Raw genomic sequence first — 23,508 nt, forward strand, 5'->3', positions numbered from 1 at the left:
GGCACGGGCGATAACTTCAGAACTTTCAACCAATAATTAATTCTCCCTGCCGTAACCCACCACCACTTATATTATTGTAGAGTAGGTTAGGCACGGGCGATAACTTCAGAACTTTCAACCAATAATTAATTCTCCCTGCCGTAACCCACCACCACTTATATTATTGTAGAGTAGGTTAGGCACGGGCGATAACTTCAGAACTTTCAACCAATAATTAACTCTCCGTGCCGTAACCCACCACCACTTATATTATTATTAAGATATGAGAAAATATCAAAATCAATTAATCCTGGTTTTTGCCTTATGTATGCTGGGTAACTCTTGGATAGCTGCTGCCAATTCTTCAGATACAAACACTTGCAATCTTGAAGAATTATCGGTAGAATATAGAAACCTACGAACAATCCCCGGACACTTTGGCGGCGGCAGTTGGAGCGATGATGCAGATAGATGGAATGGCCGCAAACAGCAGGTAATGAATCTGCTTGGTGATTGTTTAGGAACGGGGAGATATAGCAAATCTGAGATTATTCAGTGGATGGGAAATCCCGATCGCATTGCTGTCAAGGGTGATTACTATTTTGCTGCGATCGAACACGATCGCAGAAATAAACCAAGCGGAGATTACCAATATTTGATTTATTTTTGGCGAGGCGGACACGATTTTCTTTATTTTACTTTTCGAGGAGAAACTATCATTGATTCTGGTTGGTGGATGGCGGGGGAGTAATACACGCGCTGGGGACTCAAGTCCCCAGCTAATAGCGAAAGTCCACTAAAGTGGACTGAAGAATTTAATATTCCAGTCGGTTTTAACCGACTTTCGCTATTAGCCAGGGGTTTGAACCCCTGGCGGGTCATGCGGGATGCCAGAAAATTCGATCGCACTCCCACCTCTGTTATCCTTAATCATCCTTTCTTTCTGCAATCAAAGCTTGTACCAAATGCCAAAGTAAGAAACAAAAACCCACAGATAAACCTGAAATTGGATCGAACCATCCTATAATATTAACAATTCCAAATTCCCCCACCTGCGAACCAACCAAAATCAGCTTTTGTTTTGTAAATTTGGTTTTTGGCTGAATTTCAATACTTTGATGCTGCGAATAACTGACAAAAGCCAACAAAATGAAAAGCTGAATTTCTGGACTTTGAGAAAGAATCGCTTTTAATAATTGGGTACTCATTTTTGGATTTCTGAACTCATAACCTACAAATAACTCGATGTCTGGGGTATCCTCCAGAGCAAAACAGCGCAGGAACAGTGCAGATCGATCTGCACCATTCTGCACTATAATTTTTCTTAAGCTACCGATTATGATGTAGGGGCGAAGCATTCGGGCGACAATCTTTGTGGCTAATCGACAATTTATAAATCCGAATGCTTCGCCCTGCCGAGGTCTAAATAAACATACACACTATGCTGCTTTTGTCAATAGTGATTATTAGACTGGCGTTCTAGTCGTAACCTACCCATCTCTCACCGATGAGTAAAACTCCCAAATCCCGTAGCATTGCAGCGACTTCAGAAGGACTGGTAAAAGTTCGCCAAAGAATGGCTGAACTAGAAAAACCTGAAGAACCGGAAAAAAAGGGTTGGACTTACGAAGACTTAGCGAAAAGATCGGGTGCTAGTATTGATACAGTTAAGCGATTTTTTAAAGGAACGCCAATAGATAAAAAGTCTATTTTTTGGATTGTTCAAGCCTTAAACTTAGACATAGCCGAAATAGTAGATCCAAAAGACTTAAACCCACCCACACCAACAACCACACCAACAGAAATAAACTGGCGCGAAATCTGCAACCAAGTATTAGCAACCCAACACCTACGCCGCCAAGCAACAGCACAACAATATGAATTAAAAATTTACGTACCCTTGGGATTAATGGAACGTCCCAAAACACCAAACCCCAGAAGAAACGCCACAGGGGAAGAATCGCCACCGCAGAAAGAACCAGAACTGCAAATCGTCCAAACTTATAAAGATGATGCTTTTTTCCTGAAAGTTATTGCCGAAAATCACACCGAAAAACGCAAGCATATTGCGATAATTGGCGAACCAGGTGCGGGGAAAACGACGCTGTTAGGAGAATTGGCAGAACGTTTGGCGAAAAATTACCCGGATTTTCCCATTTGTATTCGCTTGGCAGATTTACGTTCTAGCACAATTGCCGATTATTTACTCAATAATTGGCTGGCAAAAGCGCTGCAATTTATCGATTTTGAAGCCGAAAATGTCACCCCAGAAATCAGAAAATCATTCAAGCAATTATTCGCAACAGGTAAGGTGTGGTTGCTGTTGGATGGGGTGGATGAAATGGCGGCGACTTCCCCTATCGAGGCGTTGGCGAGAATTCAGGAACAACTGACAGACTGGGTGGGTAAGGCGCGGGTGGTGCTAACTTGTCGATTGAATGTTTGGGATGCGGGGAATATCAATGCCCTGACAAATTTTGATACTTATAAAACATTGGAATTTGAACCCGATGATGTGGATGAGTTTATTCGTCAGTGGTTTGAGGAGGCGAGTCAGGATGAGAAACCATGTTTTATTTATTTTGTTGCCCCTTTATTTTTAAACAAAAATTTATAAATTCTTGAAAACTAAGTAAGTGATCCGAATTTGCCTCAATTCTCGCGCTAAGTTGTTTAAGGTAATATTCTTCTTGTACTTCTCTCGGTCTAGATTTACTGTAAGAAAAATTCTTATTTAATACCTTACTACGCTCATTGAAAATTTCTCTAAGATAACCTTCATGAAACAGAGCTTTTGTTTTATATCCAAAAATATCCTTTGAATTTTCTTCATCTTGCACAAATTCACTTGCTAATTCTTCAGGATTACTTTGGCTGACATCAAAATATTTTATATATTCCTTCAAAACTTCATTATGTTGTGGATGTCTGATAAAAAAATTCCTATTGCCTAAAAACCAAGTTTCAATACAAACTTTCTGCACAATAATTTCTAATTGGCAATTTTCCGGTAATGTTTTAAAAGGTTTATCTTTTAATTCTAACTTAATTTGCTCATCAGCTTCCGCTTTTTTCTCTGCAACTGTAAAACGGTCTGCATCTGTAAATAGTACCAAGTAATTATATTTAGGAAAATCGTTAATTTCTTGGATAGCATTAGCAGCAACTCTGTAGCAACTAGGAACGCCCATATCACTTTCGTAATAATAGTTATTCTGATTTACAGCATCAAAACTATCCACTTCTGTCAAGTCTGGAAGAAGTACAGATAACCACTTCTTATAAACAATCGGTTCTGTCTTCCCTTCAAATACAAAATAGAAGTTCATACTATGATTGTTTTTCGAGAATTTTGGTTAATTGAATAAATGCGTCTTGTTTAGATTTACCCAAATTATAATCTGAGGCATTACAAATTCTAATATGTCCACCCTGTCGAGTCACAATTTTCCAATATTCATACGGAATATTATTGATAATGTAAGGGTGATGACTTGTAGCAATAAATTGTAAGGTCTTATTTTCGTGAATAAGGTCATCAGTCAATATGTCAATACAATTTATCCCTAAACTATTCTCAAATTCATCAATCAATATTACCGAACCTTCATTTGCAAGAAAAATTTCACTAATATGAACAATTGTACGTAACATACCAGAAGACATCCTATCTTCTCTAATCCATTTTGGTACAGCTTTTTCTTTGATAGAAATAACAGGAATATCTTCAGCAATTTTTTTTGGCAGGTCATCTGTTTCAAGAGGTTCAATCTTTATATTTTCCACTTGTGGGAAAACGTCAATAAATCTTGATCTAATTTTATCGAAAATATCTAATTTATTTTCAAAAGTCAGATACAGTTTAGTCCTAATATCTTCATCGCTATTTACTATATTCTCTAAAGTTTTATAGTTGCTTTTGAGAGAATGCAAAGGTTTGTTAGGAATTCTAAGGCGCATACCGTTTCTTGTGTGGTCACGATATTCTATTTTATTTAGGGCATCAAAGGCTTCTTTAATAAGACTTTCTTCTTTTAAAATATATATCATTGATTGATGTGAAGAAAGTTTAGGCATTAGGGTATCTCTGAACTTTATTTCTTCTTTGTTTCGCTCAATTAAAACCTCATTCTTTGAACTCAGTTTTTCAGAAATCAATGAGGATTTTTCTTTTTCATCTTGGTTCTCTTTTTCCGTATCATCTAAACTTAGTTCATTTTTTTCAACAGTATCAAAACTACCTTCCCAAACGAATTCAGTACCATTTACAGTAGAAAATATGACTTTCCATTCAAACCCATTTATAGCTTTTCCTTTTGCAATACTTCTTAAATCGATAATTGCACGTAGGATTTGGGTTTTGCCTACACCTGATACACCTACTAAAAGGGTTAAATTTGATGAAAACTTGATTTCATCAAAATCCCAACCCAAAAAATTATTTTTTATCCGCAATGAAATAATTTTCATAACTTTAAAAATTTTTGTTCAGAGCGCCCAACCTATTTACATTGTTCTAAGTGAATAATATTGGGGATAATCCCAATATTATTCACTTTATTTATTATTTGGCATTTCCAACAATTCCGCTCGCAGATCGCTCACTAAATTGAAGCAAACCCATTAAGCGGGAAATTCCTCATGGTTGCCAAAAAAAATAAATATTATTGATGATTATAAACCTTTAACTAGCATTTTGTCAATACCCAGTTGGCGAGACTCACGCCTGAATCGGTGATAAATACGTCCAAAAACTTTATATATCAGGGATTTTAAGTCAAAGAATTGGGTTATTAAATTTTACATGGAAAAGCACATCCTCTTAAGTTTATCAGTGTTGATGAATTTGCATCGACACACACCAATTCATCGACCCCGAAAACCCCGCCCCAGAAATTTACGACCAGATGCTAAATCAAAATTGTCCAGAGTGGCAGAATGGGTATCCAGAAACAATGCAAAAACTCAAACTTTATTGGAATTACCTGCGCCGCAATAGCGAAAATACCCTGTTTTTCATCTGCTACGATTCCACAGCACTCACACCCACACCCACAGGATTTAGCCTTCCCTTTCTGACAGCTTTGAGCAAATTTGATGGCGCGATTTGTGTTGTGACCTCTCCCCCCAACCCCCTCTCCGCAACGGAGAGGGGGAGTAAGAATAATTCTGCTGATTCTGTGGCGGGGGAACTCAGAGGAATCGAGAGGGGGAGTAAGAATAATTCCGCTGATTCTGTTGCGGGGGAACTGAGAGGAGCGGATAGGGGGAGTAAGAATAATTCCCCTTCCTCCGTTGCGGGGGAAGGGGTTAGGGGATGGGGGTTTTTGCAAACTTTTTCACCGACTCAACCGAATTTAATAGCAGATATTGTCGGTTGGATGAGAGAGAAAATGATGGAAAATTTGTAGGGTTTGTAGGGGCTCAGCATTTGGGCGACAATTTATGTGGCGTAACCAAAATGTTTATGTCCAAATGCTTCGCCCTGTCCTGATGTATTTTGCCCTGTTATAATGTATAGCGCTACGCACTATAGTTAGGACAGTGAGATAATTTCAAAATAGGTAGTAAAGGATGCTGTTTTCAAGAATTGTCCTAACGTATGCGCGTAGCGCTATAAAATAAAAAATGTTTGTTTATATAAATTGTCGCGGGGGGAGGGCGAAGCATTCGGGAATATAAATTGTTGATTACCCGGAAAGATTGTTGCCCGAATGCTTCGCCCCTACAGTTAATTTTTTGGATGATTTATCAATTTTCAACGTTCTGGAAGGTAAAGGAGAAGAACGGGGTTTGCAGCCAGGAGTAATGACGGAACGCCGCGCTACCATTGAAAATTTATTGCGCGTGCGATTTGGTGCTTTGGATGAACAATTATCGCACAAAGGCTGGCCTATATAAACCTGGGCTCCGGCGTTGCATTTGGATAGAAAAATTGTTGCCGCGATCGATCGCGCCCAAATGCTAAGCCCATCCGCGCCGCACTCGCGTTCGCCCCTACACAATACATATTTCGTTATTTTTGTCAATTTATTCTACTGGATTGGCGCTCTAGCATAGCAATATCAACCTCTGGCCTCAAGCGCGTTTTGGTAGATGAGCGCGTGGCAAGCGATCGGCGTCTTTGGACTTTAGTGCAAGCTTTTTCAAGTTAATACGGAATACTTATGTAAAGTTTGATAACTTCAGCAGTTCTTCATATTTCGCTTGTAAAGTTAAATCATGGAAGGAAAACAGTGATTTAACCTATACCAAGATAAATTTCATTAGCCGTCTTTCAAAAGCTTTAGCTAATTCGAGGTCTTTATGTCAGATTGTCCTTGTTGCTCTCACACCATGCTCCGACATATCCGTAGTAACCAAGTATATTGGTTTTGCCGCAACTGCTGGCAAGAAATGCCTAATATTGAACAAAAGCGCAGTAGGTCATTACTTAACTTATCAATTACTTTAGGGATTCGAGAGCCTACTCTTAGCAGCAATTTTAGATATTGCCAATGATACCATTATAACAGTAAATGAATCGCGAAACCTTACTCTTTTTAACATTTAACAATAGGGCAAAAAAAATTGGTTATGCGGCCTCAGAAATGATTAATAAATCCCTAAATATTTTATTTACCGAACGTTTTGCAGTTAATTTCGGTAAAAAAATTACTGATTTAGCGCCAATAGTTTCTTCTTTATTTTTGAGGTAAAGAAGGAGAATATCTTATGAAAATACTACTAATAGAAGACGATCGCACCACGGCAGACATTCTAACAGAAACACTGACAAATTATCATTGGATTGTCAAACTTGCTACTGATGGAGAGACAGGATTACAATTGGCACAGACTCAAGAATATGACTTGATTTTGCTCGATATTGGCTTACCCAAATTGGATGGTATTACTCTGTGTAAGCGACTTCGGAGTGAAGGTTATGAGAATCCCATTTTATTATTAACTGCAAAAGATAGTACAGAAGCTCAAGTTATGGGACTGGACGCCGGAGCCGATGATTATATAATCAAACCGTTTAATATAGAAATATTATTAGCTAGAGTGCGGGCAATTGTACGCAAGGTAAAGACGTTACCAACGATCGTAAATTATGAAAATATTCAATTGAATTCAGCCAATGCTGAGGTAAGTTGTGAAGGGAAAACTTTGCCTCTCACGGCTAAAGAATATTGTTTGTTAGAACTTTTTCTGCTCAATCCCAAACGTATTTATACCCGTCGCGCTATTCTCGATCGCCTGTGGGATTTCGCCGAAGCACCAGGGGAAGAAACGGTTACTACCCATATTAAATGCCTTCGTCAAAAACTTAAAGCTGCTGGCGCAACAGATCCGATCGACACTGTTTATGGGTTAGGATATCGTTTGCGATCGCCCCAAGTAGCCGCTTCACCTTCCCCTAAGACTCAAACGAATTTACCATCTAATTCTGCAACTGAAAAATCTGCTTCCGATCGAAAAGCCCAGGCGGTGACATCAAAAGTATGGAATCAGTTTAAAAGTAAATATGTCGAGCAAATTAAAAATTTGGCAGAACTAATAAATGTCCTCAATTCGGGAAATTTTTCGCCAGAACAGCAGCAAGAAGCAAAAACTTTAGCACATAAATTGGTCGGTTCGATGGGAATGTTTGGATTAATGGAAGCCGCGCAGCAAGCGAAACAAATTGAGCTTTTCTTGACAGCAAATCCCTTGCAAACGAGCCAAATTCAGGAAGCGATCGCATTAGTTGGTTTGTTGCAGCAAACAATTGAACAAGCGCAAACACAAGCACCCCCCAAAGTACAGGCATCCCCACAAAGTCCCCCCACAAGTGCGTTATCCTCGCGAATTTTAATTGTAGACGACGACTTGTTGTTAGCCGATCGCCTGCGAATTGAAGCCCTTGCCTGGAATCTTCAGGTAGAAATTGCTACCGATCTAAAAGTTGCTCGTCAGACGATCGCGCAGAGTCCACCGAATGTTATTTTGTTGGATCTTAGCTTTCCAGGTGCAGAAGATGGGTTGACTTTGATGGAGGAAATTCAGGGGCGAGTACCCAAGATACCTGTGATTATCTTTACAGCACGAGAAGATTTGCGCGATCGCGTAGCCGCCGTTCGATTGGGAGTAAGTGCCTTTGTTCACAAACCCCTGTCAGCCCAGGAAATTCTCAAAACTGTTACTGATGTACTCAAGCAAAAGCCCGATCGAGCTAGAAGCGACAGTGTTTTGATTGTAGATGACGATCCAGGCTTTCTCAAATTGCTCTCGACATTATTATCGTCTTATAGTCTACAGGTAACAACTTCTGCTCATCCCCATGAGTTTTGGCAAGTGTTGACTGCCTGTAAACCTGATGTGCTAATTCTCGATTTAGAAATGCCAGAATTTGATGGCATTGAACTGTGTCAAGTGGTGCGTGCAGACCCACAGTGGCAGCATCTCAAAGTTGTAATTCTGTCAGCGCACACACAAACAGATACGATCGCTAAAGCTTATGCTGCTGGAGCCGATGCCTATATCAGTAAGTCTATACCGGGAACGGAATTGGCCACCCAAATTTTATACCGTCTCCAGCGATGGTGATAAAATCGAGCGTGATGGTAAAAAGGCTTACAACTAAGCTGAAAACTGCAAAACCAGAGAAATCGCTATGAAATCTAGAGCGTATCGCCTGTTACTGCCCTACGTAGTGGCGATCGCCTCTACAGCAATCGCCCTGCTGCTGACACTCTGGTTAGAGCCGTTAATGAGCCGGACGATCGGCGCATTTTTCTACATCGCCGTGATTGTGAGTACCTGGTATGGCGGCATTCGTCCTGGTATTGTAACCGTTGTCTTGTCAGTGCTGGCACTCAACTATTACCTTATTCCTCCACTACGCCAATTCTGGGGAACAAGTTCCGATGATTTGTTGCGATTGGGCATTTTTACTGTAGTTGCTCTAATGATTGCTTTTATTGGCGGAGATTTGCAGGAAAGCAAACGCAAAGTAGAACGACTTAGCCGAAGATTACAGCAAGAGAGTGCCGATCGCCTAAAAACAGCCCTCAATGCCGCCCAAATGGGAATGTGGGATTGGGATATAGTAACCGGGAAAATCACCTGGTCGCCGGAACACGAACAGTTATTTGGTTTAGCACCTGGTAGTTTTGATGGTAGATATGAAACCTTTGATGCTTATCTTTATCCTGAAGATCGCCAAGGATTAGAACAGGCTCTCGATCGATCCTTAAAAAATCACATTCCCTATCAGCATGAGTACCGAGTTGTTTGGGCAGATGGCAGCATTCACTGGATTGAAGGAAGGGGAAAAGGATTTTATAACGAACAGGGGCAACCCGTGCGAATGTCGGGAACGATTATGGCGATCGATGCCAGAAAAGAAGCTGTAGAGAAGTTGCTCGCAACTTCTCTACAGCTGCGACACCAATTTGAGCAACAGCAATTGGTGTTAGATATAACCCAACGCATACGGAATTCCCTCAATTTACAAGAAATCCTGCAAACCACAGTAGATGAAGTGCGGGAATATCTCAAAACCGATCGCGTGACAATTTTCCAATTTTCTCCTACTTGGGGTGGAACGATCGTAGTTGAATCAGTAGCAGATGAATGGATGCCGCTTTTACCGCTCCAAATTTACGACCCTTGCATTGGGGAAGAATATGTCGAACCCTTTAAAAAAGGCTTAGTTACAGCTAAATCAGATATTTATAATGCTGGCATTAGCCCCTGTCATGTTGAATTCCTGACACGATTGCAGGTGAGAGCAAATTTAGTAGTTCCCGTGATGAAGGGCGATCGATTGTGGGGATTACTAGCTGCTCATCACTGTCAAGCGCCTCGCCAGTGGGAAGATGCAGAAATCGAACTTTTGCGGCAATTAGCTGCCCAAGTCAGCATTGCGCTTCAGCAATCCGAACTATTTGAACAAGTACAAACAGAACTGGCAGAACGCAAGCAAGCCGAAGCAGCCTTGCGAGAAAGGGAAGCTCTCCTGCGATTATTTGCCCAGTATGCGCCTGCTGGTATTGCTATGTTTGACAGGGAGATGCGCTATGTAATGACAAGTCAGCGCTGGATAGATGAGTATAACCTTGATTCGGTTGAATCCTCGATCGGTCGATCGCATTACGAAATCTTTCCCGAAATTCCCCAACGATGGCGACAGATTCATCAACGCTGCTTGGCTGGCGCGATCGAGAAATGCGAAGAAGATTTATTCGTGCGGGGAGATGGGACGCAGCAATGGATTTCCTGGGAGATTCACCCCTGGCATACTGCTACAGGTGAAATTGGTGGCATTATTATTTTTTCTGTGGATATTACCAAGCGCAAACAGATAGAAATTGCTCTACAGCAAAGTCAAAACCACATTCAGCAGCAACTAGCTGAAATTGAAACTATCTACCATTCTGCACCAATTGGGTTGAGTGTTTTGGACACCGAACTCCGCTTTGTCCGAATTAATCAACGATTGGCAGAAATAAACGGGCTTCCCATTGAAGCACATATCGATCGCACGGTGCGTGAGATAATACCCCATCTGGCTGATACTGCCGAACAACTATTGCGCTCTATCTTAGAAACGGGGGAACCTGTTCTCAATGTAGAAATTATTGGGGAAACACCAGCGCAACCGGGTGTACAAAGAACCTGGGTAGAGAGTTGGTTGCCATTAAAGGATGGCGAGCGAATTATTGGTATTAATATCGTTTGCGAGGAAATCACCCATCGCAAACAAGCCGAACTAGCCTTACAACAACTAAATGCCGAACTCGAGCAAAGAGTAGCTGAACGAACCGCAGAACTCAGGGAAGTTAACGATCGCTTGCTAGAAACTGTATTAGAGCAACAACATACCCAACTTCTTTTATCCGAAAAAGCACAATTGCTAGATTTAGCCCATGATACAATTATTACTTGCGATCTGAACTGGGTAATTACCTTTTGGAATCAAGGTGCTGAACAAATGTATGGTTGGACGCCAGCCGAAGCCTTGGGAAAAGAAACTCATACTCTTTGGCAAACTCAGTTTCCGCAACCATTAGCAGAGATTAAAGCGGAATTATTCGAGCGGGGCTACTGGGAAGGAGAATTAGTACACAAAACTCGAAATAATCAATCCCTAATCGTAGCTAGTCGTTGGGTAGTGCAGAAAGACTTGATGGGCAGACCGATAAAAATATTAGAAATCAACAATGATATTACTGTTCGCAAACAGGCAGAACTTGCCTTGCAAAAATATAGCTCTGAAGTTGAGGATCTTTACAATAACGCGCCCTGCGGTTATCACTCATTGGATGCTGACGGACTGATAATTCGGATTAACGATACCGAATTGAAATTGTTCGGTTATACTCGTGAAGAGATTATGTATAAAAAGAAATTCACCGATTTAGTTACTCCTGAAAGTAAAGAAGTTTTTTCCCAAAACTTTCCTCGATTTAAGCAACAGGGTTGGATTGAAAATTTAGAGTTTGAAATCATCAATAAAGATGGGATAAACCGCTGGGTGAGTTTAAACGCTACTGCGGTTCGAGATGAAGAGGGAAACTTCCTGATGAGTCGTTCTAGCTTGTTTGATATTACCGATCGCAAACAAATTGAATACGATCGCAACCAAGCAGTATTGGCTTTACGAGAAAGTGAAGAACGCCGCCGCCTAGCACTCGATTTGACTCACATCGGTTTCTGGGATTTGCATATACCAAGTGGGAATATCATCTGGAATGACAATCACTTTGCTTTACTGGGATTGTCACCTAATGAAATTGAGCCAAGTTACGAACTATGGCGCAGTCGCATTCACCCGGACGATCTCGGCTGGGTTGAATCCCAGTTTATGGAATCTATTAAAAATCACACCGATTATGCAGCTGAGTATCGGGTAGTGCATCCCGATGGTTCTGTACATTGGTTGATGGGACGGGCTAGAGCAATCTACGATGAATTGGGACAACCTTTAAGATCGATCGGCGTGCTGTTGGATATTACCGATCGCAAACTTATGGAAGAAGCTTTGCGTCAAAGTGAAGACATATTTCGCTCCCTTAGCGAATTTTCCCCGATCGGCATTTTTCTCTGCGACGTTGCAGGCAAATGTATCTATAGCAATCCCTGCTATCAGAAGATAATCGGTTGCACGAATGAAGAAGTATTGGGAGATGGTTGGAAAGAATTTGTCCATCCCGACGATCGCGAATGGGTGTTTCAATATTGGTCAGATGTAGTAGCCGCAGGTAACGAAGGATTATTTAACGAACTGCGCTACCAACATCGTGAAGGAGGTGTCCGTTACACCCAAGTAAAAACCGCACCAATTAAGTCAAGCGATGGCACAATTATTCTTTTTGTTGGAGTTGTGGAAGATATTACCGAACGACGCAAAGTTGACCAGATCAAAAGAGAATTTATTTCGGTGGTCAGTCACGAACTAAGAACGCCTTTAACGTCAATTCGCGGTTCTCTGGGTTTGGTTGCTGGCGGGGTGTATGATAAGAAGCCGGAAAAAATGAAGCAAATGATCGATATTGCGGCTAGAGAAAGCGAACGTTTGGTGCGCTTAGTCAACGATATTCTCGACTTGCGGCGATTGGAATCGGGACAAGCGAAGTTCAACTTCAAGCGCTGTGCTGCTGCTGACTTAATCCAGCGATCGGCTGATGTGATGCGTTCTCAAGCCGAACAAAACCATATTACTCTGTCGATCGTGCGTTCTGAGATAGAAGTTTGGGCAGATCCAGATGCGATCGTCCAAACACTAACCAATCTTCTCAGTAACGCAATTAAATTCTCCTCTCAAAATTCAAACATTACCATCAGCGCCGAAGCTATTCCCGAACATTTATTAACCCAAAAAGAACTTCCTCCCTCTGCTCTTTTCTCAGTCCAAGACCGAGGTCGCGGCATTCCAGCCGATAAGCTGGAAGCCATCTTCGGACAATTTCAGCAAGTCGATGCCTCAGACGCTCGTGAAAAAGGCGGCACTGGCTTAGGGTTGGCTATTTGCCGTAATATTATTGAAAACCACGGGAGTAAAATTTGGGTAGAAAGTACCTTAAACGAAGGTAGCACTTTTTATTTCACTCTTCCTTTCGCAAATGTGGAAAAAATCTAAAATCTAAAATCTAAAATCAAATGACCAAAAGAGTTCTAGTTGTTGACGATGAAGCAGATATTCGAGCAGTAATCCAAGGATGCTTGGAAGATATTGCCGGATGGGAAGTTTTGACAGCCACCTCCGGCGAACAAGGATTGCAAATCGCTGTCAAAGAACAACTAGATGGCATTTTGATGGATGTGTCAATGCCAGGAATGGGAGGGCTGGAAGCATTGCAAAAACTTCAGGAAAATGCTATCACCCAAACAATTCCTGTGGCACTGCTGACGGCTAAAGCCCTTGCAGAGGAGCAAGAAGAATTTGCCAGTCTTGGTATTGTTGGGCTAATTGTGAAACCCTTTGACCCGATGACGTTAGTAGAGCAGGTTGCCAGCGTGTTTGGTTGGGAATCTTAAATCTTTCTAACTTCAGCAGTTCTTCATAATTCAGTTTTAAGTTAGAGACAAAATGGCTCTAATAGAATAATCAATTGTCAAGATTGAGCAGCAATTTCCGACAAAGCTTTCTCGGAAATGTAAAAAATCTATTAGATATACCCAAAGGCAGAAGACAAAGGGCAGAAGAGAATGCAAAAAATACTGGTTTCACCGATTAAGAGCTTTCCAATCACTTTGACTTTCGTTACAGAAGTAAAAATAAATACATTTATTTAAGTACAAGTTTGGAGAAAGTATGATAGCGGGTTCAACAGATGAAATTAAAACCAAAAACAATAATGGGTGTGAAATATTCCAAATTATGTCAATGTTTCAGGATGGGATTGTATCGATGAGTACAAAGCGAGTTTTGGTGATTGACGACGAACCCGATGTGCGGGCAATTGTCCAGGGATGTTTGGAGGACATTGCTGGATGGGATGTCGTTACAGCAGGATCGGGTCAAGAAGGGTTGGTGAAAGTAGTTACAGATAAGCCCGATGCGATCGTTCTGGATGTAATGATGCCGGGAATGGATGGGATCACCTTCTTGAAAGAGTTGCGAACTCAGCCAGAGGGTCAATCTATTCCAACTGTTCTTTTGACTGCAAAAGTAGGTCTCTCTGAGCCTGAAATTTTATCAAAACTGAACATAGAAGGAGTTGTTTCTAAACCCTTCGATCCCTTTATGTTAACCGAACAAATAGCAGATTTACTCGGCTGGGAAATAGAATCATAAGTATCTCAACTAGATGGTGGTAATCGATACCAATACTCGATTTCGTCCCATTGCTTTCGCTTGGTATAGGACGGCATCGGCGGCTCGATAAAGTTCTTGCAAGTTAGCACCATCCTGAGAATACTCAACCACTCCTGCACTGAAAGTCACCTGAAATGTCTGATTATTATCATCAGTAAACTTCTGCTCGCACCAGGTTTTCAGAAAGTCATTCAGCCGCTTTGCACCCAAATCTCGCTTCATACCATATATACCTAAAACAAATTCCTCGCCGCCCCAACGAGCTACTATATCCTCAGACCGAAAGAACTGCTTTAAGTTTTTTCCCAACAGGGAAAGAACTCTATCTCCTACCTGATGACCGTATCGATCGTTAACGTGCTTGAAGTGGTCTAAGTCCAGAATCATAAAACACAATGGCTGATTTTGGCGCTTTGCGATATTTAGCAATCGCTCTAGCTCCTGGATGGATTTGCGCCGCGTAGCAGTGCCAGTTAGTTCATCAATTTCTGCAAATCTGTGTAGGATTCGGGTTCGTTCCAGCCGATTGAGGATACGGGCAATTAGTTCGGGCCCGATAATCGGTTTCTGTACGTAGTCATCTGCACCTACAGCAAACACCTGATGTACGATCGCGGCATCATTATGGCCTGAGAGAAATAACACGGGCAACTCACTCCAGCGTGGGTCGCTGCGAACAACCTGGCAGAGTTCAATGCCGCTAAAATCAGGCATCTCTATATCTAAAATCAACAAGTCAGGCGCACTGGCTTGGAGTGTCTGCCAGAATTGCTTGGGGTCTGTCAAAGTTCTAACGTGAAAACCCCACGGTTCCAGCAGATTGGACAAAGCTGCTAGTACCTGGAGATCGTCATCTACAATTAGGATTTTGGCTTCCGCTTTCTGGGTGCGGTGGAGTTCCTGAGTAATTGCTTTGACAATTTCTTCTGGGGTAATGGGTTTTTCTAAAAAAACATTTCCGCCCAGACGCGCTACTTCCACTCGATCGCTTAACTGATTGCGTGCTGTAAGTACTAACACTGGTATGCTGGGACTTCGTTGCGCCAGTTCCGCTAGTAGAGTCAACCCGTTCTCTGCGCTGTCGGTAAAGGTGAGGTCTAGGACAATAACATCAGGTGGATAGTGCGAGATCGATTTTCTGGCAGCAATTGGATCTGTTGCCACTTCTACCTGAAAACCCCAAATTATCGCTTCCCTTGTGACCTCTTCGGTCAACACTACATCATCATCAACTAGCAACAACCGACCCGACCCCATCTTTAAATCGGGAGTCGTCGCCGTTGTAGATGGCTTATCTTCCACAACTTGCTTGAGATGCACCACCAATTCTTCCAGTTGCCACGCCTCATTTTCACCCAAAGACTCTAAGCTCAGCAACTGTTCGATCTGCCGCGCCACCTCTGAACCTTTTGGGAAGCCAAATGAACCCAGCGAGCCAATCAAGCGATGCGCCTGTGCCTGAGCAGAGGCTCGCAGTTCCCGATCGAGTGTTCCGGTAGAGATTTGGGCGATCGCTCGATCGAACAGCACCATCTGGGAACCCAAACTCTGTTTGAATTTGCCCCATACCTGTTGCATAACTGCCTGCACTTTGGCTTGAACTTGGCGCTTGTCTGCTGGCGCGACAGTCGTTTTCTGCGTCTCTTCTGGAGAAACCGTTGGCGAGAGGGAATCTTCCGGTAGTTGTTTGAGTCGATAACCCAATCCGTATACCGTCTCAATCAAATCTTTAGTCATTCCGCCTGCTTTTAGCTTCTGGCGCAGACCTTTGATGTGAGTGGAGACGGCTTCCTCTTGGGGAAATTCACCATTAGGCCAGATGCGGTCTAGTATGGCACTCCGGCTGAAAATACGTCGGGGATTGCGGAGAAAAAGCTCTAGTATGCCGAACTCTTTCGGGGTTAGGTGTAAAGCTTTTCCGGCATAAGTAACTTGACCGACATCTGGATCGAGCTGAAGCTTTTCCCAGGTCAACATAGTAAGTAAGTTAGAACTGCCCCTTCGCAGTAAAGCGTGAATCCGAGCGATTAATTCTGATATTTCGTAGGGCTTGACCAGATAATCATCGGCTCCTGCTTGTAAACCGATTACCCGGTCAGTAGTGCTGTCTTTGGCGCTCAACAGTAGAATCGGCATCTGTAAACCGTGCGATCGCAGTTGGCGACAAAGACTGATTCCATCCAGCTTAGGGAGAATAATATCCATTACGAGGAGATCGTAATGAAAGGCTTGAGCCAGTTCCAAAGCCATTTGACCATCTGCCGCTGTCTCAACAGTGTAGTGATGGGTAGTGAGTTCTTGTGCTAGGACATTAGCTGTCGCGTTATCGTCTTCTACTAGCAGAATTTTCATCGGAGCTGATTCCTAGCAGTACCGCGTTGTAACTGCAAAAAGGATTGTAAACTCCTATTTTATCCTCGCTCTTCAAAGCTTGTTAACATTTCAGGCTTACATTGCTTAATCCAAACCGTCATTCCTTTGGCTCCCTCCTGTTTTAAATCTTCCATGTAGCCGACTTGAGCGGAAACTGCTTCCCGAATACTATCAAAAGGCCGAAAGTAGTAAGTACACGCTGGTAATAATGTAACAATTTTTACCCGCCAGCCAAATTCAATTTCTTCTTGTTTTGGAAGTGTACGATTTGTTAACAGCATCAGAAATATCCCTCGCTATTTTAATCAAATGATTCAAATCTATTCAACGTATTAGATCGGCATAAGTATATCTAATAGCTCCTTCCTGGAATAAGGAGGCAATAATATTTGTTTTGACAAAGGATCTGTTTCTTCTATAACAGCGTACTTATTAGGAACGCGGCTCAGAACATAAGCTAATAAATCTTGTCGCAATCTAGCAGAAGAAAAAGCTTGTTTGTAAGGATATGGTGGATAGGTTGATAAAATATTTTCAATTTCATCAATGACTACAGTTAAGGTAAGCTTGAAAAGTTGTTTTGTCATTTTTTTATCCTGACAGGGTTTCAAATTTTTGCTATCAAATTAGCATCAGTTTGTATGGGAAGCTGACTTACAGTTATATTGGCTGCGGCAATTTCCAATAATGCCTATGGAAAAGGTTTAAACATCAGACGTTGTTGTGCAAAAAGGATTTTTTTCAAGTACCAGTTGGAGCCGCTCGTAATGATTTTTCCAGAGTTCCCAAATTTGTTCGTAAGCAGCTTCTGAAGAAAGTTTTCCATTTGTTTCTAAATCGCAGATGGAATTGACTTTATCGATAAATCCTTGCAGATTTATATTAAACGCCAAATCTTCTAGAAAATCATTGCCGAGAGCGGGACAACGAGAGTAAAGAAAATAAGATGAATTGGTCATGGCTAAGACAAAAGATTTGTTTGTTTTCAAGTTAATGAGCGATCGCTTCTATCGCAAATCTTGGCTTTACAGCAATACTAGAAAACCCTAAGCAACATCAGTTTGGAAGAGAAGCGGATTTACTTCTTCTTTAACGCACAAGAGATGACACGGAATTTTATCGGATAGAATGGGACTAGGTATAGTTCCCGATCTCCAATATTGCCTCTAGAAAAGCTTCAAGCATCAGAATTTGTTTGAGAAAAACGGCTTTTTTCAATGACAATTTGGATATCTTCGCTATAATTTTGCCAGATTTCATAAATCTGTTTACAAGCATCTTCTAAAGACAACTCTCCATTTGTTTGCAAATCACAAATATAATAGAATATTTGCAAAACTTCTTTCAAATTTATCAAACTGGCAATAAACACCAAATCTTCTGGTGAATAATTGCTATGATGATCGGGGTAAATCAAACTAGAAGAATTAGTCATGGCTAAGACAACAGAATTGTTTGTTTTCAAGTTAATGAGCGAGCGCTTCTATAGCAAATATTAGCTTTACAGCAATGCTAGAAATGCTAAGCCGCATCAGTTTGTAAGAGAAGCCGATTTACTTCTTCTTTGACCCACAAGAGATGACACGGAATTTTATCGGATAGAATCGAACTAGCTATAGTGACTGTGTGAATTTCCAATAGTGCTTCTGGAAAAGTTTCAAACATCAGGCGTTGTTGTGGAAAAACGATCTTTTCAAAGTAGTAGTTAGCAATGTTCGTAATTTGGATAACTTGAATTTGGTTAGTGGGATTGGCATAGTAACAGAGAATGCGATCGCTAACTTGAGAGGGTCGAATGGTCAACATTTTATTGTCTCCTTGGTTTTACAAAAATTAAAATCATCGCGCTCTTTTGTTAAGGATTCACAAATTGCCGCGTATGGCGGGTTGATGAAGTAAAAAATCCAGTTCAAAAGCTAGACAAAAAGTACAAAAAGTTGCTTTTACTATTGATGGCTGGCAGCAGCCAGCTTTAAAGTTGGGTAATACCCCCTATTAGCAAAGCCTTTTCATTGGTTGCTCTCCATGAAGTAAGTGGCCTGCAACATTTGAAAGCTTAGAAAACAAATTTGAGGAAATTATGAGGAACAAAAGTTTTGTCCTTTCAAAAAATCTTTTTAAAAGGATGTTAAATTGCTGAAAGGCAGGCTAGACAATAATTATGAGCTTTTCCTTGAAAGCGATCGATCGAGCCAGGGATGCTTTAAATTGTAATAATTAGAATCTTTATGAAAAATTTCTTTACAAATATCGTCTCAGAATTTACTGGGTTTGGAGGTTCCAGCCGAGAGCGTTGGCGATTTGGGGAACTAGCGTGAGAGAGTTAAAGGGTTTAGCGATCGCACCTTTGACTCCCAACGGCTGAAACCGTTGTGGTTCGGTCAAACTCAGCCTTCCCGTCAAAAACACCACTGGGATTGACTGAGTTACCGGATTGACTTGTAGCTGTCGTAACAAAATCAGACCATCCATCTCTGGCATCATCACATCAAGTAGAATGGCATCGGGTTTCTCAGAAGCTGCCTTAACTAACCCCTCTTGACCCGAAGCCGCTAACACTACTTCCCAACCTCCTAAAGCTTCCAGGCAAGCTTTCACGACTTGTCGCATATTAGGTTCGTCATCAATAAATAAAATTCGTTTAGTAGATTTCATCTAGCAACGGTCTAATGTGGGATACAACCTAGTATTTTCGCTTCACCTATAAGTTAGAATAAAAGTTTGAGGAAATTTTGAGGTAAGCAGTATAACTACCTTACTTGCCTTTGTAAGTGCGATCGCGATGAAATTTGGTAGTCAAGCTACCACCCCAACGTGGAAGCGACTTGCTCTGCTAGTGTCAATGGGTCAAACGGTTTAGAGATTACCCCAGCAACGCCAAGCTTCGCAAACTGAGCTAGGTCAGTAGACTGCACCTTAGCGGTAAACAAAATGACTGGAATCGCTTGAGTAGCTGAATTATTTTGTAACTCGCCCAACAGCGTGAGTCCGTCGAGGTCTGGCATCATCACGTCTAGTAAGATAGCATCGAAGGGTTGAGTCTGGGCGATCGCAAGACCTTCTTTACCTGAAAAAGCCGTCAGCGTCTCCCAACCCCCTAAGTTTTCCAGACAAGCCTGGATCACAGTACAGAGGTTGATTTCATCATCAATAACTAGAATACGCTTATCCGACATAAGAAATAGTTGTTATAAGGGCAGATTTATTAAGTTCGTAATATTTTAAGGCTAATCTAGAAGCTTTGGCAAAGTGAAATAGAAATTACTGCCTTGTCCTGGAACACTTTCGACCCAAATTCTGCCGCCATGCTGCTGTACGATGCTTTTACAAATAGCTAAACCCAAACCCGTCCCTCCTTTTTGGCGGGAGTCAGAAGCATCCACTTGTTGAAACCGCCCAAAGATAGTTTCTAACTTATCAGCAGGAATGCCTCGTCCTTGGTCTTTAACTTGAAATAAAACCCGCTCGGCTTGCTCTTGAACGCTGAGGGTAACCGTAGTTCCTGACGGAGAAAATTTAATTGCGTTACCGATTAGATTAACGAGAGTTTGAATAATGCGATCGCTATCCACCCAGACTCGAACAGAAGTCGGTTCAACAGACAGATTGATATTGTTCTCTACAGCTAAAGATTGCACTGTTTTCACAGACTGGTATATAAGTGTTGCCGCATCGCACCACTGCTTATTCAGATTGACTTTTTGTGACTCCAATCGCTCTAGATCGAGAATGTCATTAACCAGGCGTACTAGGCGTTCGGTATCGTGAATGGCGATGTTTAACATTTGTTGGCTAGTTTCCGGCTTGTTTTTCAAAGCACTAGAGGCGAGTAACCCCAAAGAACCGCGAATTGAGGCAAGGGGCGTTCGCAGTTCGTGGCTGACAATTGAGATAAACTCGCTTTTCATCTTTTCAATGGCTCGACTTTCGGTAACGTCTTCTACTGTGCCAACATAACCAATTAATTCACCAGAAACAGAGAGGATAGAAGCTGAACGCACTTGACAAAACCGAATAGTTGCATCTTTATGGATACAACGAACTTCAGCGGAGAATACTTGCTTTTGGGACACGGCTTCTAACCACTTGGCTGTGACCTCCTCTCGGTCTTCTGGATGAATAAACTGCGCCCAACCTTCTCCCAAAGCCTCATCAAACGTGCAGTCACAAATCGCCTGATAGCGTGGATTCGTATAATTACACTGCCCGTAAATATCAGTCATAAAAATGCCTATAGGCGAAGACTCGCTGAGAGAACGGAATTTCGCTTCGCTCTGCGTGAGTGCTTCTTCGGCTTGTTTGCGAACCTCTTCAAGGTGCTTCATTTCGGTGATATCTTGATGAACTGCAACCAGAACATCGCCATAGTCTGGATGCCTAAATACAGAAGTCGTCGCCCTACACCAAAATGAAGTGCCATCTTTCTTAACGTTATGGACTTCATAGCTGGCTTCACCACTTTGGAAAACAGCAGACCGAATGGCTTGATTGACATCTTCAGCCGTTACCCCTTCCCTTGTATAGTTGACAATGGAAACGTGCTGACCGTTGAGTTCACCGGAGTCATAGCCAAACATCTGCTCAAATTTAGGATTGGCATACACAATAACCGCATTATCGGCTCTGATTAAGCAAATACCTTCCGCCATATTGCGGGTAATTACAGCTTGAAGCTCTAGCATTTGTTCTGCCTGTTTGAGTTGAGTCAGATCGCGTAGGCTAACGATAACACCTGAAATGTTTTCGCTTGCATCGCGGTAAGGTGCATAAGTAACACTCAAAAATTGCGGAACTAAATTGGGATAATCAAACCACTTTTCATACTGAATTGTCTCTCCCGCAAAACATTGCTCTAACCGAGGTTGAATGAAGTTATCGAACAATTCCTGACCCAGGATATTTCTCACTGAATTTCCGATAACTTCATGAGCAGATTTGTTACACCACGACAGATAACCTTGATTAGCAATTTGATAAATATAGTGACGATTCATCATCGCAATTCCATCTTTTGTATGGGATATAATGCGCTCATATTGTTGGAGAGTTTCTTCGGCACGTTTGCGATCGGTGATATCAAACACGACACCAAGCGATCGCGCAGGTTGCCCCAATTCATCGTAGATGGCTTTGCCACGCGCCATTACCCAATGAACAGAATTATCTGGATGAACCACTCGATATTCAACGACGTAATCCGTGTAGTTTTCCATCGATTCTAAAAATTGTTGTTCAACCCAACCTCTATCGTCAGGATGAACGACACTGCGACAAAGCTCATAGCTTGGCTCAATGCTATGAGGCGTTAAACCTTGTAGCGTGAACAGATTATCATTCCAGATCAGTTTGCCGCTAGGTAGGTGCAAATCCCAAAAGCCGATATGCGTTAAATCTAGAGCCAGTCGGCGGCGTTCTTCGCTCTCTTGTAAGGTTATGAATGCTTCCTGTAGGCGCTGGTTTACCTCAGAGAGTTCTGCTGTTCGCTCTCGCACCCGTTGCTCTAGTTCGGCATTCAGTTGTTGTAAAGCGATATCCGCTTGTTTGCGTTCTGCCAGTTCCGTTTGTACCTGTTCAAACAATTCGGATTGCTGAAGTGCAATACTGACTTGGGCGGCTAACTGTCGCATCAGATCGATTTCTGCATCTTGCCACTGGTGAGGTGCCGCACAATGGTGAGCAATGAGCAACCCCCACAATTGATTTCCTTTGACAATGGGAACTACCAGATTTGCTCTGACTTGAAAGTTTGCCAGCAATTGCAGGTGACAGGGGTCAATTCCGGCTTTATAGATGTCGGATTTGACGGTAACTAAGCCTTGTTTGTAGGGTTCGACATAGTTTTCGCCAAAACAAGGGTCATAGATTTCGGTTGATAAAATAGCTGTCCAGTCCGCTCCCACAGATTCTACAAGTACGGTTCCTCTCCATTGCGGGTCAAACTGGAAGACGATCGCGCGATCGCACTGAAGCAACTGTCGAATTTCGTCTACAGTGGTTTGCAGGATATCTTGTAAATTCAGCGAAGTTCTGATGCGCTGAGTTACTTCCATCACCAAGCGCTGTTGTTCAAATTTATGTTGCAGCAAGCCTTGTGCTTGCTTGCGCTCATCAATTGCCGTCCCCGTTCCAGTCATTTGCATCGGTTGTCCCGCTTCATTATAGAAGGCGTGTCCCCGGCCCTCAATCCAATGAATACTGCCATCTGACCAAACTACCCGAAACTCTTGTTGGTAGAGGCTATTGTCTTGAATTGCTTGCTGTAATGCTTGGTTAACGGGTTGGCGATCGTCAGGATGCAAGCAGGCTAAAAAGGTTTCGTATTTGCCATCAAATGTCCCTGGAGCCAAGCCAAATAACAGTTCGTGATCTTCTGACCACTGAACTTTTCCGGTTGCGATATCCCAATTCCACATCCCCATCTGTACCGCAGATGGAGCTAACCGCAGTAATTCGGCATTTTCCTGCGCCAATTGTTTGCTGCCTCGAAAATTGCTAGTTACTAGGTTGATTGTCAAGGAAACTAGCAGAAAGATAGCAAATTCAAATATATCCTTTGGTTGCTCGAAGGTAAATTGGTATCGGGCAGGAATAAAGAAATAATTAATTTCGAGTGCGGCAAAGACAACGGCAACAAGACCCGATCGCCAGCCACCATACCAGGCAGTTAAAATAATGGCTAGGTAAAAAAATGCGCCAATAGTGTGCAGTAGAAAAGGTTCTAAACAAAGTGTTAGGAGTAAGGCGATTGCAGTAGAAGTAATTGCAACAAGGTAGGGCAAAAATGGCTGATAAAACTTCATAACTATATTTTACGTTCATTACCTACTGTTAATTTTTCACCTTATTAAATAAGTTAAGAGCAATTTAAA

21 protein-coding genes are annotated in these 23,508 nt (G+C 42.0%); 9 read left to right on the plus strand and 12 right to left on the minus strand.

The features are described from left to right. The first annotated feature begins 262 nt into the window (after positions 1–262). Positions 263–730, plus strand: coding sequence for a hypothetical protein (locus tag ACE1CD_RS01550; protein WP_374821066.1), 468 nt, complete (start codon positions 263–265; stop codon positions 728–730). Between the two features lie 175 nt (positions 731–905). On the opposite strand, the gene ACE1CD_RS01555 is transcribed toward ACE1CD_RS01550, so the two are convergent. Beyond that, positions 906–1,292, minus strand: coding sequence for a hypothetical protein (locus tag ACE1CD_RS01555; protein WP_374821069.1), 387 nt, complete (start codon positions 1,290–1,292; stop codon positions 906–908). Between the two features lie 194 nt (positions 1,293–1,486). Between ACE1CD_RS01555 and ACE1CD_RS01560 the strand changes: the two genes are divergently transcribed. Next, positions 1,487–2,596: an NACHT domain-containing protein gene (locus tag ACE1CD_RS01560; protein ID WP_374821072.1), complete on the plus strand. Its 1,110-nt coding sequence runs from the start codon at positions 1,487–1,489 to the stop codon at positions 2,594–2,596. Here the strand turns inward: ACE1CD_RS01560 and ACE1CD_RS01565 are convergent. Together ACE1CD_RS01565 and ACE1CD_RS01570 are read right to left on the minus strand one after the other, a co-directional pair. After that, positions 2,553–3,308 carry a hypothetical protein gene (locus ACE1CD_RS01565; protein ID WP_374821075.1) on the minus strand — a complete coding sequence of 252 codons (756 nt, stop codon included), beginning with the start codon at positions 3,306–3,308 and terminating at the stop codon, positions 2,553–2,555. The two genes, ACE1CD_RS01560 and ACE1CD_RS01565, sit on opposite strands and share 44 nt — an antisense overlap. Before the next feature lies 1 nt (position 3,309). Then, positions 3,310–4,449, minus strand: a complete 1,140-nt coding sequence (locus ACE1CD_RS01570; RefSeq protein WP_374821078.1) for an AAA family ATPase — start codon at positions 4,447–4,449, stop codon at positions 3,310–3,312. Between the two features lie 380 nt (positions 4,450–4,829). Between ACE1CD_RS01570 and ACE1CD_RS01575 the strand changes: the two genes are divergently transcribed. The 7 genes from ACE1CD_RS01575 to ACE1CD_RS01605 all read left to right on the plus strand — a co-directional run bounded on the left by ACE1CD_RS01575 (position 4,830) and on the right by ACE1CD_RS01605 (position 14,245). Continuing rightward, positions 4,830–5,390, plus strand: coding sequence for a hypothetical protein (locus tag ACE1CD_RS01575; protein WP_374821181.1), 561 nt, complete (start codon positions 4,830–4,832; stop codon positions 5,388–5,390). A 295-nt stretch (positions 5,391–5,685) separates the two neighbouring features. Then, positions 5,686–5,880, plus strand: a complete 195-nt coding sequence (locus ACE1CD_RS01580) for a hypothetical protein (protein ID WP_374821081.1) — start codon at positions 5,686–5,688, stop codon at positions 5,878–5,880. Positions 5,881–6,497: 617 nt separating this feature from the next. After that, positions 6,498–6,677 carry a hypothetical protein gene (locus ACE1CD_RS01585; protein WP_374799823.1) on the plus strand — a complete coding sequence of 60 codons (180 nt, stop codon included), beginning with the start codon at positions 6,498–6,500 and terminating at the stop codon, positions 6,675–6,677. Positions 6,678–6,693: 16 nt separating this feature from the next. Continuing rightward, positions 6,694–8,550, plus strand: coding sequence for a response regulator (locus tag ACE1CD_RS01590; protein WP_374799821.1), 1,857 nt, complete (start codon positions 6,694–6,696; stop codon positions 8,548–8,550). Between the two features lie 67 nt (positions 8,551–8,617). Continuing rightward, a complete protein-coding gene (locus tag ACE1CD_RS01595; protein ID WP_374821084.1) occupies positions 8,618–13,087 on the plus strand; it encodes a PAS domain S-box protein in 4,470 nt (1,489 codons plus the stop codon). Positions 13,088–13,107: 20 nt separating this feature from the next. Continuing rightward, entirely contained in the window at positions 13,108–13,485 is a 378-nt protein-coding gene (locus ACE1CD_RS01600; RefSeq protein WP_374821087.1) for a response regulator, read from the plus strand. A gap of 343 nt (positions 13,486–13,828) precedes the next feature. Next, positions 13,829–14,245 (plus strand): response regulator, encoded by a 417-nt coding sequence (locus ACE1CD_RS01605; protein WP_374821090.1) that lies wholly within the window; start codon positions 13,829–13,831, stop codon positions 14,243–14,245. A 9-nt stretch (positions 14,246–14,254) separates the two neighbouring features. Here the strand turns inward: ACE1CD_RS01605 and ACE1CD_RS01610 are convergent, their stop codons facing one another. The 9 genes from ACE1CD_RS01610 to ACE1CD_RS01650 form a co-directional block, all read right to left on the minus strand. Then, positions 14,255–16,618, minus strand: a complete 2,364-nt coding sequence (locus tag ACE1CD_RS01610) for a response regulator (RefSeq protein WP_374799813.1) — start codon at positions 16,616–16,618, stop codon at positions 14,255–14,257. A 59-nt stretch (positions 16,619–16,677) separates the two neighbouring features. Further along, positions 16,678–16,920, minus strand: a complete 243-nt coding sequence (locus tag ACE1CD_RS01615) for a DUF1816 domain-containing protein (protein ID WP_374799811.1) — start codon at positions 16,918–16,920, stop codon at positions 16,678–16,680. Between the two features lie 51 nt (positions 16,921–16,971). Then, positions 16,972–17,226, minus strand: coding sequence for a late competence development ComFB family protein (locus ACE1CD_RS01620; RefSeq protein ID WP_374799809.1), 255 nt, complete (start codon positions 17,224–17,226; stop codon positions 16,972–16,974). Positions 17,227–17,343: 117 nt separating this feature from the next. After that, a complete protein-coding gene (locus ACE1CD_RS01625; RefSeq protein WP_374799807.1) occupies positions 17,344–17,598 on the minus strand; it encodes a hypothetical protein in 255 nt (84 codons plus the stop codon). A gap of 218 nt (positions 17,599–17,816) precedes the next feature. Beyond that, entirely contained in the window at positions 17,817–18,074 is a 258-nt protein-coding gene (locus ACE1CD_RS01630) for a hypothetical protein (protein ID WP_374799805.1), read from the minus strand. 86 nt (positions 18,075–18,160) lie between these two features. After that, the gene (locus ACE1CD_RS01635) at positions 18,161–18,445 is read right to left on the minus strand and encodes a DUF1830 domain-containing protein (RefSeq protein ID WP_374799803.1); all 285 of its coding nucleotides are present in this window, start codon (positions 18,443–18,445) and stop codon (positions 18,161–18,163) included. A 456-nt stretch (positions 18,446–18,901) separates the two neighbouring features. Further along, the gene (locus ACE1CD_RS01640; protein ID WP_374799801.1) at positions 18,902–19,294 is read right to left on the minus strand and encodes a response regulator; all 393 of its coding nucleotides are present in this window, start codon (positions 19,292–19,294) and stop codon (positions 18,902–18,904) included. A gap of 146 nt (positions 19,295–19,440) precedes the next feature. Next, positions 19,441–19,815 (minus strand): response regulator, encoded by a 375-nt coding sequence (locus tag ACE1CD_RS01645; RefSeq protein ID WP_374799799.1) that lies wholly within the window; start codon positions 19,813–19,815, stop codon positions 19,441–19,443. Between the two features lie 51 nt (positions 19,816–19,866). Then, complete coding sequence (locus ACE1CD_RS01650; RefSeq protein ID WP_374821093.1) at positions 19,867–23,439, minus strand: PAS domain-containing protein; 3,573 nt, start codon at positions 23,437–23,439, stop codon at positions 19,867–19,869. Positions 23,440–23,508 lie beyond the last annotated feature (69 nt).

Source organism: Aerosakkonema sp. BLCC-F183 (genome assembly GCF_041929145.1).
In the GTDB taxonomy this organism is placed as follows: domain Bacteria; phylum Cyanobacteriota; class Cyanobacteriia; order Cyanobacteriales; family Aerosakkonemataceae; genus Aerosakkonema.

Bases quoted from the DNA above. Each gene is read 5' to 3' on its own strand.
- ACE1CD_RS01640 (WP_374799801.1), bottom strand. From the start codon at position 19,294: ATGAAATCTACTAAACGAATTTTATTTATTGATGACGAACCTAATATG.
- ACE1CD_RS01630 (WP_374799805.1), bottom strand. From the start codon at position 18,074: ATGACTAATTCTTCTAGTTTGATTTACCCCGATCATCATAGCAATTAT.
- ACE1CD_RS01570 (WP_374821078.1), bottom strand. From the start codon at position 4,449: ATGAAAATTATTTCATTGCGGATAAAAAATAATTTTTTGGGTTGGGAT.
- ACE1CD_RS01550 (WP_374821066.1), top strand. From the start codon at position 263: ATGAGAAAATATCAAAATCAATTAATCCTGGTTTTTGCCTTATGTATG.
- ACE1CD_RS01625 (WP_374799807.1), bottom strand. From the start codon at position 17,598: ATGACCAATTCATCTTATTTTCTTTACTCTCGTTGTCCCGCTCTCGGC.
- ACE1CD_RS01565 (WP_374821075.1), bottom strand. From the start codon at position 3,308: ATGAACTTCTATTTTGTATTTGAAGGGAAGACAGAACCGATTGTTTAT.
- ACE1CD_RS01615 (WP_374799811.1), bottom strand. From the start codon at position 16,920: ATGCTGTTAACAAATCGTACACTTCCAAAACAAGAAGAAATTGAATTT.
- ACE1CD_RS01600 (WP_374821087.1), top strand. From the start codon at position 13,108: ATGACCAAAAGAGTTCTAGTTGTTGACGATGAAGCAGATATTCGAGCA.
- ACE1CD_RS01590 (WP_374799821.1), top strand. From the start codon at position 6,694: ATGAAAATACTACTAATAGAAGACGATCGCACCACGGCAGACATTCTA.
- ACE1CD_RS01560 (WP_374821072.1), top strand. From the start codon at position 1,487: ATGAGTAAAACTCCCAAATCCCGTAGCATTGCAGCGACTTCAGAAGGA.
- ACE1CD_RS01605 (WP_374821090.1), top strand. From the start codon at position 13,829: ATGTCAATGTTTCAGGATGGGATTGTATCGATGAGTACAAAGCGAGTT.
- ACE1CD_RS01585 (WP_374799823.1), top strand. From the start codon at position 6,498: ATGAATCGCGAAACCTTACTCTTTTTAACATTTAACAATAGGGCAAAA.
- ACE1CD_RS01610 (WP_374799813.1), bottom strand. From the start codon at position 16,618: ATGAAAATTCTGCTAGTAGAAGACGATAACGCGACAGCTAATGTCCTA.
- ACE1CD_RS01635 (WP_374799803.1), bottom strand. From the start codon at position 18,445: ATGTTGACCATTCGACCCTCTCAAGTTAGCGATCGCATTCTCTGTTAC.
- ACE1CD_RS01595 (WP_374821084.1), top strand. From the start codon at position 8,618: ATGAAATCTAGAGCGTATCGCCTGTTACTGCCCTACGTAGTGGCGATC.
- ACE1CD_RS01650 (WP_374821093.1), bottom strand. From the start codon at position 23,439: ATGAAGTTTTATCAGCCATTTTTGCCCTACCTTGTTGCAATTACTTCT.
- ACE1CD_RS01645 (WP_374799799.1), bottom strand. From the start codon at position 19,815: ATGTCGGATAAGCGTATTCTAGTTATTGATGATGAAATCAACCTCTGT.
- ACE1CD_RS01620 (WP_374799809.1), bottom strand. From the start codon at position 17,226: ATGACAAAACAACTTTTCAAGCTTACCTTAACTGTAGTCATTGATGAA.